Annotated in this window: 14 protein-coding genes; 2 read left to right on the top strand and 12 right to left on the bottom strand. The window is 61.0% G+C overall.

Going from position 1 to position 16,557, the window contains the following annotated elements:
* The first annotated feature begins 190 nt into the window (after positions 1–190).
* Positions 191–1,282, top strand: a complete 1,092-nt coding sequence (locus BW33_RS04875) for a DUF1615 domain-containing protein (protein ID WP_047597410.1) — start codon at positions 191–193, stop codon at positions 1,280–1,282.
* A 7-nt stretch (positions 1,283–1,289) separates the two neighbouring features.
* Here BW33_RS04875 and BW33_RS04880 read toward each other — a convergent pair whose 3' ends face one another.
* The 11 genes from BW33_RS04880 to BW33_RS04930 form a co-directional block, all read right to left on the bottom strand.
* Positions 1,290–1,982 (bottom strand): anti-sigma factor, encoded by a 693-nt coding sequence (locus BW33_RS04880; RefSeq protein WP_047597412.1) that lies wholly within the window; start codon positions 1,980–1,982, stop codon positions 1,290–1,292.
* Positions 1,979–2,515 (bottom strand): sigma-70 family RNA polymerase sigma factor, encoded by a 537-nt coding sequence (locus tag BW33_RS04885; RefSeq protein ID WP_047597413.1) that lies wholly within the window; start codon positions 2,513–2,515, stop codon positions 1,979–1,981. Before BW33_RS04885 ends, BW33_RS04880 begins: the two co-directional genes overlap by 4 nt.
* A gap of 162 nt (positions 2,516–2,677) precedes the next feature.
* Positions 2,678–3,199 (bottom strand): DUF3455 domain-containing protein, encoded by a 522-nt coding sequence (locus BW33_RS04890; RefSeq protein ID WP_027613866.1) that lies wholly within the window; start codon positions 3,197–3,199, stop codon positions 2,678–2,680.
* A gap of 224 nt (positions 3,200–3,423) precedes the next feature.
* Positions 3,424–5,028, bottom strand: a complete 1,605-nt coding sequence (locus BW33_RS04895; RefSeq protein ID WP_047597415.1) for an ABC transporter ATP-binding protein — start codon at positions 5,026–5,028, stop codon at positions 3,424–3,426.
* A gap of 14 nt (positions 5,029–5,042) precedes the next feature.
* A complete protein-coding gene (locus BW33_RS04900) occupies positions 5,043–6,065 on the bottom strand; it encodes an ABC transporter permease (RefSeq protein WP_047597416.1) in 1,023 nt (340 codons plus the stop codon).
* Entirely contained in the window at positions 6,065–7,129 is a 1,065-nt protein-coding gene (locus BW33_RS04905; protein WP_047597417.1) for a microcin C ABC transporter permease YejB, read from the bottom strand. Before BW33_RS04905 ends, BW33_RS04900 begins: the two co-directional genes overlap by 1 nt.
* Position 7,130: 1 nt before the next feature.
* Positions 7,131–8,996: an extracellular solute-binding protein gene (locus BW33_RS04910; RefSeq protein ID WP_047597418.1), complete on the bottom strand. Its 1,866-nt coding sequence runs from the start codon at positions 8,994–8,996 to the stop codon at positions 7,131–7,133.
* 199 nt (positions 8,997–9,195) lie between these two features.
* Positions 9,196–11,907, bottom strand: coding sequence for a TonB-dependent receptor (locus tag BW33_RS04915; RefSeq protein WP_047597419.1), 2,712 nt, complete (start codon positions 11,905–11,907; stop codon positions 9,196–9,198).
* A 206-nt stretch (positions 11,908–12,113) separates the two neighbouring features.
* Positions 12,114–12,515 carry an ExbD/TolR family protein gene (locus BW33_RS04920; RefSeq protein ID WP_003223575.1) on the bottom strand — a complete coding sequence of 134 codons (402 nt, stop codon included), beginning with the start codon at positions 12,513–12,515 and terminating at the stop codon, positions 12,114–12,116.
* Positions 12,515–13,222 (bottom strand): MotA/TolQ/ExbB proton channel family protein, encoded by a 708-nt coding sequence (locus BW33_RS04925; RefSeq protein WP_003223576.1) that lies wholly within the window; start codon positions 13,220–13,222, stop codon positions 12,515–12,517. Before BW33_RS04925 ends, BW33_RS04920 begins: the two co-directional genes overlap by 1 nt.
* Positions 13,223–13,268: 46 nt before the next feature.
* Positions 13,269–14,087, bottom strand: a complete 819-nt coding sequence (locus BW33_RS04930) for an energy transducer TonB (RefSeq protein ID WP_047597420.1) — start codon at positions 14,085–14,087, stop codon at positions 13,269–13,271.
* Positions 14,088–15,231: 1,144 nt separating this feature from the next.
* Between BW33_RS04930 and BW33_RS04935 the strand changes: the two genes are divergently transcribed.
* Complete coding sequence (locus BW33_RS04935; protein WP_047597421.1) at positions 15,232–15,855, top strand: glutathione S-transferase N-terminal domain-containing protein; 624 nt, start codon at positions 15,232–15,234, stop codon at positions 15,853–15,855.
* 155 nt (positions 15,856–16,010) lie between these two features.
* Here BW33_RS04935 and BW33_RS04940 read toward each other — a convergent pair whose 3' ends face one another.
* On the bottom strand, positions 16,011–16,451 hold the full coding sequence (locus BW33_RS04940) for a CBS domain-containing protein (RefSeq protein WP_027613875.1): 441 nt from the start codon (positions 16,449–16,451) through the stop codon (positions 16,011–16,013).
* Positions 16,452–16,557 lie beyond the last annotated feature (106 nt).

The following is a 16,557-nucleotide window of genomic DNA, read 5'->3' on the forward strand; positions in this document are numbered from 1 at the left end:
CCCGATCCGAATGGAAACCTGTAGTGAGGGGATTTATCCCCGATGGCGCGCGGAGCGGGCCGCTTTGATATTGGAGGGCTGCTGCGCAGTTCATCGGGGATAAATCCCCTCACCACAAGGTCACAGTCCTAGCCTGCGTGACGCCTTTGATCGTATGGTGAACCTGCCTCAATGCACGCCAAGGAGCGCCATGCACACCCCTCGATTACTCATTACCCTCGCCACGCTGCTGGCGCTCGCCGGTTGCGCGGGGCAGCACAGCGATGAGCCTATTCCCCGCGCACCCGCCGAAGTGAAGGCCGAGATCGTCCGGCTGATGCCGGCCAAGACGGCTGATCGGCAAGGCTGGGCCACCGACATCTACGCCGCGTTTGCCGCGCAGGGCATCAGCCCGACCACGCAAAACCTGTGTTCGGTGCTGGCCGTGGCCGAGCAGGAATCGACGTTTCAGGTCGACCCGACGGTGCCGGGCCTGGGCAAGATCGCCCGCGACGAAATCGACCGTCGTGCCGCCAAAGTGCATATCCCCGGTCTGTTGGTCAGTGGCGCTCTGCAAGTGCGCTCCACCAACGGCAAGACCTACAGCGAACGCTTGAACGCGGCACGCAGTGAAAAAGAACTCAGTGGCATTTTCGACGACTTCATCGGCAGGGTACCGATGGGCCGCACGTTGTTCGGCGGCTTCAACCCGGTACACACCGGCGGGCCGATGCAGGTCAGCATCGAATTCGCCGAGCAGCACGCCAAGGATTATCCGTATACGGTCGACGGCACCATCCGCCACGAAGTGTTCACCCGCCGTGGCGGCATGTACTTCGGTATCGCGCATTTGCTTGGCTATCCGGTGAGTTACCGCGAGCCGCTGTACCGCTTCGCCGACTTCAACGCCGGCTGGTACGCCAGCCGCAATGCCGCGTTCCAGAACGCCGTCAGCCGGGCCTCGGGCATCCCGCTGGCGCTGGATGGCGACTTGATCCGCTACGACTCGATCATGCCTGGCAGCACCGAACTGGCGGTGCGCACCCTCGGCAAGTCGCTGGGCATGCGCAACCCGACCATTCGCGATCAACTGGAAAAGGGCAAAACCCTGGAGTTCGAAGAGACCAGGCTCTATCAGCGGGTGTTCGAACTGGCGGAGCAAGCGGAGGGAAAAAAACTGCCGCATGCGGTGTTGCCGGGGATCGTTTTGCAGAGCCCGAAGATCACGCGCAAACTGACCACGGCGTGGTTCGCCAAGCGTGTGGATGAGCGCTACAAGCGCTGCATGGCCAAGGCCGGTTGACGCGGGTTCAAAGCACTTTGACGGCTCGGCCAATCGCCTGAATCGGCCCGGTCGGTTTACCGATCGGCGAGCCATTGGCGCCTTCCAGCGTCAGCTCGAACAGTTGATTCGGTTGCAGCGGCGGCAATTTGTCCAGCGGCACCGACAGCGTCTGCCCCGGTTTGACCAGCCCCAGCGACACCGGCCCTTGCCAGCTGTCAGCCTTGGTCCAGAACTCCAGCGCCTTGTCCGCCGGCACTTCGACCACGCCCAGCGGGATCAACTGGATTTCACGCGGATTGCTGGCCTGGATCACCCAGCCCGGCGCCTTGTCCTGCGGCGCGACCAGCACCACCAGATAATTTGGCTTCGGCGGGGTCTGGGTCAGCAGAATTGCACCCAGGACCAATGTCGCAGCCAGTCCGGCAGCGCTCAGCCCGCGCCACAGCGGCAGCAGATTCCACCACGAAGTGATGGGCGTATTATGCGTCAGTCGCTCGACGCTGCGCTCGATTCGCGGCCACAGGAGCGCCGACGGTTGCTGCGCTTCGGCATAGTCCGTCAGCTCCAGCAGCCGCCGTTCCCAGGCGTCCACCGCCGCGCGCAGATCCGGTTCATTCGGCAGGCGTTTCTGCACCTCGATCCGTTGTTGCGCAGAGAGTGTGCCGAGCACGTATTCGCCGGCCAGTTCATCACGTTCCTGCGCCGATTCAGTGGTCATCCCATGCACTCCCGCAAAGCGTTGAGGCTGCGTTTGATCCAGGCTTTGACCGTTCCCAGCGGCGTGCCCAGCCGTTGTGAAATCTGCGCGTGGCTGTAGCCGTCGACATAGGCGTGGAGGATGCAGCTTCGGCGTTGTGGGTCGAGTTGTTCCAGGCAGCGATGGATGCGCCCCGAATGCGCCTGGGCATCGAAGCCGTCATCTTCGTTCGCGGGCATTTCATGATCTTCGCTGAACGGAGTCTCCCGAGCCTGATTGCGCAGCAGATTCAGCGCCAGGTGCCGGGTCACGCTGAACATCCAGCCCCGCGCTGAACCGCGCGCCGGATCAAACTGCGCCGCACCGTTCCAGATCTTGATGAACGCCTCATGCACGATGTCTTCGGCCAGCGCCGTGTCACGTACCAGCCGCCTGGCCACGCCGAGCAGGCGCGGGCCTTCCTGCACGTACAAATCGCGCAGGGCCGACTGCTCGCCGCGGGCACAGGCAGCGAGACGGGCTTCGTAATCAAACAGCGGTTCAGGCGAAGACATGGGGTGCAATCTAGTTCACATTCCGCAAACATCCAGAGAGTGCATCAGCTTTGTGGGAGCGAGCCTGCTCGCGAAGGCGTCGTATCAGCCAACTTATCCTTCATTGAGATGCCGCCTTCGCGAGCAGGCTCGCTCCCACATTTGATTTCAGTGATCCAAAGATCAGTTCGCCGCCCAGAAAATGTAATCGGCCTGGTACTTCACCACTTCCTGCTTGCCCTTGTTCGCCGCTGTGCATTCACTGCCTGGTGCCACGCCGCCCTTGAGTGCGACACGCTGGATGTAGCTCACGCCACTCATCGCGCCTTTGCCTTCAGCCGGGTTGGCCTTGACCAGTTGATAGGGCAGGTTGCCCGGGCTCGACGGAGCGACTGCCAGTTGCGTGCCGGTGACTTTCGAACCGTCCTTGGCCTGCCAGGTGGCTGGCGGGCCGAAGTAGGTGCCGACCTGCTTGCCGCTGCGATCATTGAGCACCGCTTTCGGGCCGACGAAGGTCCATTCGGTCTGCCCGGCCGCGTTGGGCTTGTCGCGGCACTCATAGGTGATCTCGCCGACGCCGGTGGTTTCCATGGCAATCTTGTGACCTTCCGGGACTTTGATCGCATCGGGATAGCTGCTTTGGGCGAAGGTTGTCGAGGACAGGGCGAGCAAACCGGTGAGTCCAATCAGTTGAGTGATGTTCATCAGTGTTATCTCCGAAATGGGTAGACCGCGCACAGCCGAAGAGGGCTGTTACAGGGACTACCCGTAGCGGAGGCATTTGGATGCAGTGCCCGAAAAATATTTTCCAAACCCCACCAATCCCCTGTAGGAGCTGCCGCAGGCTCGGGCCGCGATCGGACGATCTTTTGCTCTTGAAAAACAACATCAAATGATCGTCCGATCGCGGCCCGAGCCTGCGGCAGCTCCTACACAAGTTCGGCGGTTTTACGGGGGACGCTCAGGCTGGAGGCTTTCAGCAGTTCCTGGGTGTAGGGATGGGTTGGTGCGGCAAAAATCTCCCGCGACGAACCCTGTTCCACCACCTTGCCGTCCTTGATCACCATCAAATCGTGGGCCAGCGCATGCACCACCGCCAGATCATGGCTGATAAACAGATACGTCAGCCCATGCTTGATCTGCAATTGCCGTAACAGATCCACCACTTGTTTCTGCACCGTGCGATCCAGCGCCGAGGTCGGTTCATCGAGCAGGATCAGCGCCGGCTCCAGCACCAGTGCGCGGGCGATGGAGATGCGCTGACGCTGGCCGCCGGAAAATTCGTGGGGGTAGCGATGACGACTCTTGGGGTCGAGGCCGACTTCTTCGAGTACGCGAATCACCGCCGCCTCGCGCTCGGCCTCGGTGCCGATGCCATGGGTCAGCAATCCTTCGGCAATGATCTGCTGCACCGACATGCGCGGGCTCAGGCTGCCGAACGGGTCCTGGAACACCACCTGAATCTGCCGTCGCAAGGGTCGCATCAAGCGCTGATTGAGCAGGCTCAGCTGCTTGTTGCCGAAGCGGATATCGCCCTCGGACTCCACCAGCCGCAGGATCGCCTGGCCCAGCGTCGATTTGCCCGAACCGGACTCGCCGACAATCCCCAGGGTCTTGCCGCGTTGCAGGCGGAAACTGACCCCGTCCACGGCTTTGATGTACTCCTGAGAACGACTGAAGAAGGCTTTGGGCAGTGGAAACCAGACCTTCAGATCATCGACTTCCAGCAGATTGTGCTGGTACGGACTCGGCACCGGCGCACCGCTGGGTTCCGCCTCGATCAGCAAGCGACTGTAAGGGTGCTGCGGGGCGCGAAACAGGGTCTCGCAGTCGGCCTGTTCGACGATTTCGCCGTGGCGCATCACACACACTCGCTGTGCGATGCGCCGCACCAGATTCAGATCGTGACTGATCAGCAGCATCGACATGCCCAGCCGCTGTTGCAGCTCGATCAGCAGCTCGAGAATTTTCTGCTGCACGGTCACGTCCAGCGCCGTGGTCGGCTCATCGGCGATCAGCAGTTCCGGTTCGTTGGCCAGTGCCATCGCAATCATCACCCGTTGCCGCTGACCGCCGGAGAGCTGATGCGGATAGGCTTTCAAGCGCTGCAACGGTTGGCGAATGCCCACCAGTTCCAGCAACTCCAACGTGCGCTCACGGGCGGCGCGACCTTTGAGACCCTTGTGAATCTCCAGCACTTCGCTGACCTGTCGTTCCACGGTGTGCAGGGGATTGAGCGAGGTCATCGGCTCCTGGAAAATCATCGCAATCCGGTTGCCGCGCAAACCGCGCATCTGCTGCTCGCTGGCGTGCAGCAAGTTCACCCCGTTGTAAGCAATCGAACCGCTGCTGCTGACGGTTTTTCCCGGCAACAGACGCAAAATCGAATGCGCTGTGACCGACTTGCCCGAGCCGGACTCACCGACCAGCGCCAGGCATTCGCCACGGCGGATATCGAGGTTCAAACCGTGCACCACTTCCTGCCCGGCGAAGGCGACACGCAGGTCGCGGATCTCGATCAAATTGTTTTGCATGTCAGCTCCTCGGATCAAGATCGTGGATCAAACGCGTCACGGCAAGCCTCACCGATGAACACCAACAACGACAGAATCAGCGCCAGGGCAAAAAACGCCGTCAGCCCTAGCCACGGCGCTTGCAGATTGCGTTTGGCCTGGCCAATCAGTTCGCCCAGCGAAGCAGTGCCTGCCGGCATACCGAAGCCAAGAAAATCCAGTGCGGTGAGGGTGGCGATGGCGCCGGTCAGAATGAACGGCAGGTAGGTCAGGGTGGAGGTCATCGCGTTGGGCAGGATATGCCGGCACATCAGTTCACTGTCAGTCAGCCCCAGCGCCCGCGCGGCTTTGACGTATTCCAGATTGCGTCCACGCAGGAACTCGGCGCGCACCACGTCTACCAATGCCAGCCAGGAAAACAGCGCCATGATCCCCAGCAGCCACCAGAAACTCGGCGAGACAAACCCGGACAAGATGATCAGCAGATACAGCACCGGCAGCCCCGACCAGATCTCCAGCACTCGTTGCCCAAGCAAATCGACCCAGCCGCCGTAATAACCCTGCAAGGCCCCGGCGACGATGCCGACCAACGCACTGATGCCGGTGAGGATCAGCGCAAACAGAATTGAAATCCGCGTGCCGAAAATCACCCGCGCCAACACGTCCCGCGCCTGATCGTCGGTGCCTAGCCAGTTGCTTGATGAGGGTGGGCTGGGTGCCGGTTCTGTCAGGTCGTAATTGACCGTGTCGTAGCTGAACGGGATCGGCGGAAACAGCATCCAGCCGCCCTGATTCTCGATCAGCCCGTGCACGTAAGCGCTCGCGTAATCCGGCTGGAACGGCAACTCGCCGCCGAAATCGGTTTCCAGGTAATCGCTGAGAATCGGGAAGTACAAGGCGCCGTGGTAGCGGATCACCAACGGTTTGTCGTTGGCGATCAGTTCGCCACCGAGGCAGATCAGGCACAGCCCGAGGAACAGCCACAACGACCAGCGCCCACGGCGATTGGCCTTGAACTGTGCGACCCGGCGCTGACCCAGAGGAGAGAGTGTGAACATCAGGCAGTCCTCGCCGAGAAGTCGATGCGCGGGTCGAGCAGGGTGTAGCTGAGGTCGCCGATCAGCTTGATCAACAGGCCGAACAGGGTGAACAGGAACAACGCGCCGAACACCACCGGGTAGTCACGCGACACTGCGGCCTCGTAGCTCATGCGCCCGAGGCCGTCGAGGTTGAAGATGGTTTCGATCAGCAAGGAGCCGGCGAAAAATACTTCGATCAACGCCGAGGGCACCCCGGCCACCACCAGCAGCATGGCGTTGCGAAACACGTGGCCGTAAAGCACGCGGCGCTCGGTCAAGCCCTTGGCCCGCGCGGTGATCACGTATTGGCGGCTGATCTCGTTGAGGAAGCTGTTTTTGGTGAGGATGGTCAGGGTGGCGAACCCGCCGATCACCAGTGCCGTGACCGGCAGCACCAGGTGCCAGAGGTAGTCGCCGACCTTGCCCAAGGTGCTGAGGCTGTCGAAGTTATCCGACACCAGCCCCTGCACCGGAAACCAGTTGACGTAGCTGCCGCCGGCGAACACCACGATCAGCAGAATCGCAAACAGAAACGCCGGCATCGCGTAGCCGATGATGATCGCGGTGCTGCTCCAGACATCGAACGCGCTGCCGTTCCTGATTGCCTTGCGGATGCCCAGCGGGATCGAAATCAGGTAGGTGATCAGCGTCGCCCACAGGCCGAGCGACAACGACACCGGCAGTTTCTGCACGATCAGATCGGTGACCTTGGCACCGCGAAAGAAACTGCTGCCCAGATCCAGCTGTGCGTAGTTTTTCAGCATCAGCCACAGGCGTTCGTGCATCGGTTTGTCGAAGCCGTAGTGATGCTTGATTTCCTCGATCAGCGCCGGATCGAGGCCACGGCTGCTGCGTCCGGCACCGCCAATCGCGGCGACTTCGCCACCGCCGCCCATGCTGTGCCCGCCGAAACCTTGCAGACGGGCAATGGCTTGCTCGACCGGGCCACCCGGCGCGGCCTGCACGATGAGGAAATTGACCACCAGAATGCACAGCAGCGTGGGAATGATCAGCAGCAAACGTCGACTCAGATAACGCAGCATGTCACTGGCCCCCCGCGAGCTGGGTGTGCATCTGTTGTGTGGTCAACGGCTTGGCCGAGACCTCCCACCAGGTGTTGAGGCCTTCGTCGTACGCCGGTTGCACCGGCGGCATGCCGAAGCGGTTCTGATACACCGTCGGCGTGCCTTTGGAGTAGTAGTTGGGAATCATGTAGTAACCCCATTGCAGCACCCGATCGAGGGCGCGGGCGTAATGCACCATGGCGTCGCGGGTGTCGGCCTTGACCAGCCCGTCGATCAGTTGATCGACCGCCGGGTTGGCCAGCACCATCGAGTTCGAACTGCCGACCTGCGTGGCACTTTGCGAGGCGTACAGGCTGTACAGCTCGCGGCCGGGGGAGACGATCGGATCGCCACTGCGCGGGAAACTGGTGACGATCATGTCGTAGTCGCGGGCATTGAGCCGATTGACGTATTGCGCCGAGTCGATCCGGCGCAAATTCAGGGTGATGCCGATCTGCGCGAGGGTGCGTTTGAACGGCAGCAGCATGCGATCAAAACCGCCCTGACCGTCGAGGAAGGTGAACTCCAGAGGCTCGCCGGCGGCGTTGACCAGTCGGCTGTGTTGCGGCGTCCAGCCGGCCTCGGCGAGCAGCTTCAGCGCTTGCAGTTGCTTGTCGCGGATGTAACCGCTGCCATCGGTTTTCGGCGCCTGATACACCGTGGTGAACACCTCGTCGGGAATCTGCCCGCGCAACGGTTCGAGGATCTTCAGTTCCTCGGCGTCGGGCAGGGCGGTGGCGGCCATTTCACTCTTCGGCCAGAAGCTGTTCTGGCGCACATAGAAGCCGCGCATCATCTGCTTGTTGGTCCATTCGAAATCCCATAGCAGGCTGATCGCCTGACGCACACGGCGATCCTGAAAGATCGGGTTTTGCAGGTTGAACACGAAGCCTTGGGCGGCGGTGGGTTTTTCCGGAGCGAGGATCGCCTGCTGCAAGCGACCGTCACGCAGTGCCGGACTGTCGTAACCCACCACATAACCGGACGAGGAAAACTCGCGGTTGTAGTCGAAGGCGCCGGCCTGCAACAGTTGCCGGGCGACGTCGGTGTCGCCGTAGAAATTCACCGTGAGCGTGTCGAAGTTGTACATCCCGCGACTGACCGGCAGGTCCTTGCCCCACCAGTCCGGGTCGCGCTGAAAACTGATGCTGCGCCCGGCATCGACCTTGCTGACCCGATACGGGCCGCTGCCCAGCGGTGGCTCGAAGCCGCCGCCGTTGGCGAAATCGCGAGTCTTCCACCAGTGTTCGGGCACCACGCGCAGCGTCGCCAGATCCAGCGCCAGGGTGCGGTTGAGGTTGTTCTTGAAAGTGAAGCGCACCTGCCGTGGGCCTTCGATCAGCACGTCCTGTACGTCGGCATATTGCTGGCGATAGCTCAGGCTGCCCTTGGTCATCAGCAGGTTGAAGGTGTAGCGCACGTCTTCGGCGGTGATCGGCGTGCCGTCGGCGAAGCGTGCCTTGGGATTCAAGGTGAAGCGCACCCAGAGGCCTTCGGGATCGCGCTCCATCTGTTGCGCGACCAGCCCATAAACGGTGTACGGCTCGTCGAGCGAACGGAACGCCAGCGGTGCATACACCCAGTCGTTGACCTGCACCACGGAAATGCCTTGATCGGCATACGGGGTGATGTAGTTGTACTGGCCGATTTCCATCGACGCGCGGCTGAGCGAACCGCCCTTGGGTGCGTCGGGATCGACGAAATCGAAATGCTCGAAACCCGCCGGATACTTCGGCGCCTCGCCGTACACCGTCAGCGCGTAGCTGCCGGTGGCCAGTGCCGGCACGGCGGCGCAGAGCAAAGCGCCGCCGAGCAGCAGGCCTGCCATGTTGCGCATGAATCTCATGAAGTTTTTCCTCTAAGCCCGAAAACTCACTGGCAATGCTGAAAACTGTGGCGAGGGAGCTTGCTCCCGCTGGGCTGCGAAGCAGCCCCAAACAATCAGATTAACCATGCAGATTTTTGTGAGTGCTGCGCACTCAAGCGGGAGCAAGCTCCCTCGCCACAAAGGTTTGCATTCACCCGGTGTTGCGGTGTTTTGTGCCTTAGAAGTGATACGTCATGCGCGCAAACAGCGTGCGGCCCAGCGGGTCGGTGTAGCGCGGGTCATAACCGCTCTGGAAGTTGTAGGCCTGGTTGGAGAACGGTGGGTTGCGGTCGAACATGTTCTTCATCCCGGCATCGACATCCAGCACCTTGTTGAAGGTGTAGCCGGCCGACAGGTCCCACACCGAATACGACGCCACGCGCGCGTGGGTATCGCGGTCGTAGTCGTTGTAACCGGTGGTGAAGCGGTTGGTCAGCGACGCACGAGCCGCGCCGAAGGTCCAGCTGCCGGTGAGGTTGTGTTTCCAGCGCGCGATTACGCCGTCCCCTTCGAAGTCGCCGACCTTGTCGGTGAACGGGCCTTTGATGGTGCTCTGGAAGTCGTACTCGTCAACGTAGGTGCCTTGCAGGCCCAGACCGAACTGGCCGTACGGCGTGTTCGGGAAGCGGTAGTCCAGCGACACATCGACACCGTTGGTCTCGACGATGCCGAGGTTGGCGTTGCCGGTGACGATGTAGTTGAGCGTACCGTCGGCGTTGCGCACGAAGCGATCCGGGTAGCTGCCGGCCTGATCAAACACAGTGGATTCGGGGAACGGCTGGATCTGGTTGGAAATGTGAATCCACCAGAAATCCAGCCCCACCGACAGGTTGCTGACCGGTTGATAGACAAAGCCCAGCGTCACGTTGCGCGCCTTCTCCGGAGCCAGATCTGTATTGCCGCCGATCTGATTGAGGAACTGCTGGCCGCAATCGCGCCCACCGTTGCCACCCGGTTGCACCACGCCACCGGTACACAGCACCGGGTCGTTGTAGTAGCCCTGGGTGTAGGTGATGCTTCGCGGCGAATACAGCTCGTAGAGCGATGGCGCACGGAACCCTTCGCTGTACGCGCCACGCACTACCAGCTCTTTCAAGGGCTGATAACGGAACGAGTATTTCGGGTTGGTGGTGCTGCCGAAGTCGCTGTATTTGTCGTGACGCACGGCGGCGGACAGTTCGAGGCTGTCGAGTACCGGCACGTTGATTTCGGCGTACGCGGCTTTCACGCTGCGGTCGCCCTCGACGCTGCCGGCCGGGTCGATACCGAGGCTCTGGATGTCGCCGGCAAACTGCTCGAAATCCTGGTGGAATTTCTCTTTGCGGTACTCGCCACCCAGCGCCAGTCCGGCAGGGCCGGCACCGAACCAGTCACCGATCTCGCGGCTGACCCGACCGTCAAAACCAGCCACGCGGCCGACGGCGGTGGAGTAGGCGCCGTGGTACATGGCCTGGTCGATGTACTGCTGACCGGCGGCCGATTGCGGGCCGAACGGGTTGAGCAGACCACTGGCCAGACCGTCGATCATTGCCTGATCGCTGACATAACCGCTGGTGACGCTGGAGACGATTTTGTTCTGGTTGTACGAGGCGCCGACGTTGTAATCCCAGCCGCCGACCAGCCCGTCGAAGCTCAGCAGAAAGCGCTGGCTGGTGTTCTGGTCTTTCGATTCACGCGGGCCGGCAGCAGTCTCGCGCCAGTTCACATCGACCGGTTGCGTCGGGTCGAGGGCGAAGTCGGTCGGGCCGGGGGTGATGCCGTTGCCAGGGTAGTAGGGTGACGAGGAGTCCAGGCTCAGACCGGTGAGTGGGGCCGGGCCGACCGCCGTGGCGTTGTTGTTGCGCGACCAGAAGTATTCAAGGTTGACGTTGTGGTCATCCGCCAGCTTGCCGGTGGTCTTGCCGAAAAACGAGGTTTTCTCGGTCTGCGGCACCAGGTCGATAAACTCGCGGGTGCTGAAGCGGCACAAGCCGTCGCGCGCCACCAGGTTGGGGCCGCTGCAATTGCTGTTGGCCAACGGGTTGGTGGCGTTGCCGTTCTGGCTGTAGTTGCCGGGGAACGCGGTACCGGAGGTCTGATCCAGACCGCGGCCGGGCACATAATCGCGGGCGAAGGAGCGGTCGTTGGCGTCGAGGTTCTGCTGCTTGTTGTAGTTGAACACGCCGAGCACGTTGAAGCGGTCTTGCTCCAGATCGCCGTAGCCCCAGCTGGCGCTCATGTCTTTGGTGGCACCGCCGCCGCTGTGGGTCGGGGTTTCGCCACCGAGGGTCAACTGGCCGTCGGTCATGGATTTTTTGGTGATGAAGTTGATCACGCCGCCGATGGCGTCGGTGCCGTACAGGGCTGATGCACCGTCGCGCAGAACCTCCACGCGCTCGATCGCGGCAAACGGGATCATGTTCAGATCCACCGCGCCGCCGGCCGAGTTGGTGCCCGACAAGGCGTTGTTGGCCAAGCGTCGGCCGTTGAGCAGCACCAGCGTCTTGTTCGCGCCGATGCCGCGCATGTCGGCAAACGAAGCGCCACCAGTGGCGGCGCCGACCGAGCCGGCGCTGTTGTTGATCGACTGGCTGCCGGTGATCCGCTGTACCAGTTCGGCGGTGGTAGTCACGCCCTGTTTGCGCAGCTCATCAGCCTTGAGAATGGTGATCGGCACCGCCGTTTCCGCATCGACCCGGCGAATCGCCGAACCGGTCACTTCCACCCGTTGCAATTGCGTGGTCGGCGCCACCACCGCTGCCGCAGCGGGCACGGTGGCGTTGTCATCCTCGGCGGCTTGCACAGTCCCGGCGCCCATCCCCATGGCCACCAGATACAACGGAACAAAACGGTGACGAGAGATCGTGGCCACCAAAGGTTTGAGCGTAAAGCGTGGAGTGTTCATCAGCATGGTTGTTTCCGACTTTATTAGACGTTATCGAAATGGCCTTGTGAGCCCTGATTGCGCAGGTCACGGGGGTGCCGCGCCGCGAAAAACCACTTTCTTCAAGCAAGCCGATCCCCTCCGAACACGCGTTGCGTTTTTCGGTCGGCTGATTGCGACGGGATTCTTCAGCGGTGTCGGGCGCGACTCTCAATGCGCGCCCGGCACCGCACTCAGTGGGTGGTCATCACCGATATCTTGCTGATGCCCGAACGTTCGATGGACGCCATGGCCTTGGCCACCTGGCCGTAGTTGACGTTGGCGTCGGCCTGCAGTTGCACGCGCACTTCGGCGTCCTTGGCCTTGACCTCCTTGAGGCTGGCTTCCAGGGATTCCGGCGCCAGTTCGGTTTTCGCCAGGTAGAACTTGCCGTCCTGATCGACGCTGACCACCACCGGGTCTTTCTTTTCGGCGGGGGCGACGGCATCGGTTTTCGGCAGGTTGACCTTGATCGCATTGGTCATCAGCGGCGCGGTGACGATGAACACCACCAACAGCACGAGCATCACGTCCACCAGCGGCGTGACGTTCATTTCGCTGAGCACTTCATCGCTGTCTTGCGTGGAAAAGGACATCAGCTGGCCTCCCGCACGGCGGCTGTGGTTTTGCTGGCGATGGCCTGACGGCTGATGGAAAACGCGCTGCGCGAGGCGAGCGCATCGAAGTCGTGCGCGAAGTCATCCATGTCTGCCGAGGCGAGTTTCAGGCGGCGCAGGAAGAAGTTGTAAATCAGCACTGCCGGGACCGCGACGGCGATCCCCACGCCAGTGGCAATCAGTGCATGACCGATCGGGCCGGCGACCGCTTCAAGGCTGGCCGAACCGGTTTCGCCGATGCTTTGCAGGGCTTCCATGATTCCCCACACGGTGCCGAACAGACCAATGAACGGCGCGGTGCTGCCGATACTGGCGAGGATCGCCTGACCGTTTTCCAGGGAGCGGCGTTCTTTCTGGATCTGTTGGCGCAGGTTGCGCTCCAGGCGATCAGAACGGTTGATGGTGTGCGCCAGTTGTTGCGTGGTGCGCGGCGATTCTTCCACCAGTAAGGCTTCGAAACCGCTGCTGGCGATGCGTGCCAGTGAGCCCGGATACTGGCTGGCGTGTTCGGCGGCGGTGAGCAGATCCGGCGCACCCCAGAAGGCCTTGCTGAACTGTTTGTTCTGGGCTTTCTGGCGCAGGTATTGCGCCGACTTGACCAGCAGGATCGCCCAGCTGACCACGGAAAACAGCACCAGGCCCCAGAGCACACCGGGGACAATCATCGAAGACAGTGAAGAGTTCATGGCTACACCTCGCTTGCATTAAGTCGGTTATGAGTTGGGTTTGCCGTTATTGCGGCAATTTGAAATCGATGGTCTGGGTGGCGAAGCCGTCAATCGGCGTATCACCGCGCTTGGCCGGAATGAACTTCCAGTTCTTCACTGCTGCGACGGCGGCGTCATCCAGTTGCGGCTTGCCGCTGGACTTGGTCACCGTTACCGAACCGGCGCGACCGTTGGCCAATACCTGAATGCGCAGCACCACGCTGCCTTCCCAATTGCGCCGCAGCGCCAGCGACGGATATTCCGGCGGCGGGTTGCCGAGGCTGGCGAGACCGGAAATTGCTGCCGATTCCTTGACCGGGCCGGGCGCGGCGGCCGGGGCCGGTGGCGCGCTCGGTGTGGTCGGCGCAGCCGGGGCAGCAGGTTGTGCCGGGGCAGGCGGGGCTTTCGGTGGCTCGACTTTCTTCACCGGTTTGGGCTTCTCGACCGGTTTCGGTTTTTCGATCGGCTTGGGCTTCTCCACCGGTTTGGGTGGTGGCTTGACCGCGTCTTCGTCTTCCACCGGTTGCTCCGGTTCGGGAGGCGGTGGCGGCGGAGGTGGCGGTTCCGGGGTGGGCGGTGCCGGTGGCGTCGGGCTGGTCAGCTCGACGGTCATTTCCGGAATCTGCGGCGGGGTCGGCAGGGGCTCTGGCCGGGTCTGCTGGAAAAACCACCAGGCGCCGCCGTGTATCAGCGCCGACACAGCCACCAGCAACAGCATCTGCTGCTTGTTCAACCCGCCGGGCTGCGAAGTGTTGGCCGTGAAGGCAGGCCTGTCCGGTGGCGGCGGGATTGGCGCTTCCCGTAACGGTCCCGGCAGGGTTCTGTGCTTTACCGCATCGTTCATTAAAGCTCCCTCGGGTTGATGAAGGGCAATAAGGTGCCGTCCGAACATAGGGGTGATGTTCGAGTGGGTGGGTGCAACTTTCTTCAAGGTGTACGCAGGCCGATAGTTGAACTATCTATTGAACAGGGCTTGCTTACAGTTACTGGCTTAGAGCCATCGACTTCGAGTGTTCATTAGCCATTCCCTGGTTGTTCTGATGCTTTATGTAGGCGCTGCCGCAGGCTGCGATCTTTTGATCTTAAAAGCAAAGATCGCAGCCTGCGCAGCTCCTGCAGATGTTGTGTTCGCAGTTCATTTTGCAACCGCTGTGCCAAATGTTGCCGAAATGTAGAACGGTTATTTCATGGCTGTTACCCATGTCGCATTTATATAAGTTTTATTGGCGAGCCGAGTTTTCTTTAGTGCGTGACTGTCCGCGGCTCCGATCTTCGGGGCTTTTTTACAGGCGAGTCAGGCCTGGTGCTGTATCAGGCGGATTCGCCAGATAGAGCCGCTGAGCTCGGGTCTGCCGGGGCACTTGCTGGTGCGCGGCGGACTGATTTGGTGCGGGTCAATGGATTAGCGGGTCACAGGCGGTATTCCTTGTTTTTGTTCAACTGAAATCAATGTTCGGATATTAGTTAGTTGTGAGCGGTGGAGCGCTTTTGGTGCAATAACGAAAAACCTGAAGTTATTGTTCGACAATCCTGCTGTTGGTCTTCGAACTGTTGCTTGCGCAATAACTTCATGGGTTGTATTTAAAAAATAAATAGTGCGCTGCCGCCGGCGCAACGAATGGCACCAAACGCAGGGCATGACTGTCGGGTTCAGGTAATAAGGTAAGGGTATTGATTGCCGGGACTGTTACGGCGAACTCGGCTTTGCGCCGATGGATACCAATAGGTTGTGATGCGGCAGAACGTTTGAAGAATCACGCGGTGAACTCCTTGATGCCAGCTCGGATACGCGAACTTTTGGTTCGGTATCGCACCTTACAAGAACGCGGATAGCGTTCGATGATTGCTCTTGGTGCGGGATGGGCACCGCCAGCGCTGTTTTGCGAGGTTTGAATCGCAAGTCGCGATTGCATGGGAAAAACGTGCCAAAGCCGATACACCCGCTATAAATAGGGCTACACCAGACCTGTCGGGATCGAGGAGGGGACATGTATCAACTTTACGGACATCTCAATTCAGGTGCTGCCGCGATCGAAGCGGCGCTGGAGTTGTGCCAGATTGCCTATCGCTTCATCGATAGCCAGGCCTCGACCGAAGCCGCCGAGGCGTTGGCGAAACTCAATCCACTGAAACAGGTGCCAACCCTGCAATTGCCCGATGGCAGTGCGATCACCGAGAGTGTGGCGATTCTGATTCATCTGGGCCTGAGCTTCCCCGAGTCCGGCCTGTTGCCGGCCAAGGCTGCTGATCGCGATCAGGCGATTCGCGGCATGGTCTACATCGCCAGCAATTGCTACGCGGCCATTGGCGTGATCGATTATCCCGAGCGCTGGCTGGTGATGCCGGACGAGGCCTCACGGCAAAACCTGATGGCCGGCGCCCGTGAGCGGTTGCACTGGAGTTGGGAGGTGTTTGCCGACCAGTTTTCCGCCGAGCTGTACCTGGACGACGAAAAACCGGGAGCACTGGACGTGCTGGCGGCAGTGGTGACGCGCTGGGCGGGGAGTCGTGAGCATCTGCGCCAGACCCGTCCGGGGTTTCATGCGTGGTTGCAGCGTATTGACCGGCATCCGGTGCTGGCGCCTGTCTTCGCCCGGCACTGGCCGTCCTGATCACCCGATAAACCAAAATGTAGGAGTCAACTCTGTGGTGAGGGGATTTATCCCCGATGGACTGCGAAGCGGTTCCGGCTTTTCTGGGGGTGCTTCGCGCCCCATCGGGGATAAATCCCCTCGCCACAGGGCTCACTCCTGTAAGTGGGAAGGGTCTATTCCCCGCGAATGTACTGCTCCAACTGCTTGATCAGCTCCGCCTGTTCGGCAATCGCCTCCTTCACCAGGTCGCCGATCGACAGCAGGCCGATCAGTTTGCCGTTCTCCACCACCGGCAAGTGGCGCAGGCGTTTGTCGGACATGATGCCCAGGCAGGTGTCGACGGTCTGGTGGGTGTCCACGGTGATGACATCCTTGACCATGATGTCGCGCACCGGAGTGCCCACTGACGAGCGCCCGTGCAGCACCAGTTTGCGTGCGTAATCACGCTCACTGATGATGCCGACCACTTTGTCATCTTCCATCACCACCAAGGCCCCGACGTTTTTCTCGGCCATTTTCATCAGCGCTTCGAGCACCATGTGACCGGGGTCGATATGGTGCACTTCCTGATTTTTCTGATCTTTGAGCTTGAGCAGTTGGGCGACGGTCTTCATGGCGGTTACTCAGGTGTTGTCGTTGTTATCCAAGCATCGTAGACGCTGGCGCGCAGGGCAAGATGGCAAAGCGGCAGATAGCACGCAAAAAACGTCATTTGGCGGC

Source organism: Pseudomonas sp. RIT288 (genome assembly GCF_000631985.1).
In the GTDB taxonomy this organism is placed as follows: domain Bacteria; phylum Pseudomonadota; class Gammaproteobacteria; order Pseudomonadales; family Pseudomonadaceae; genus Aquipseudomonas.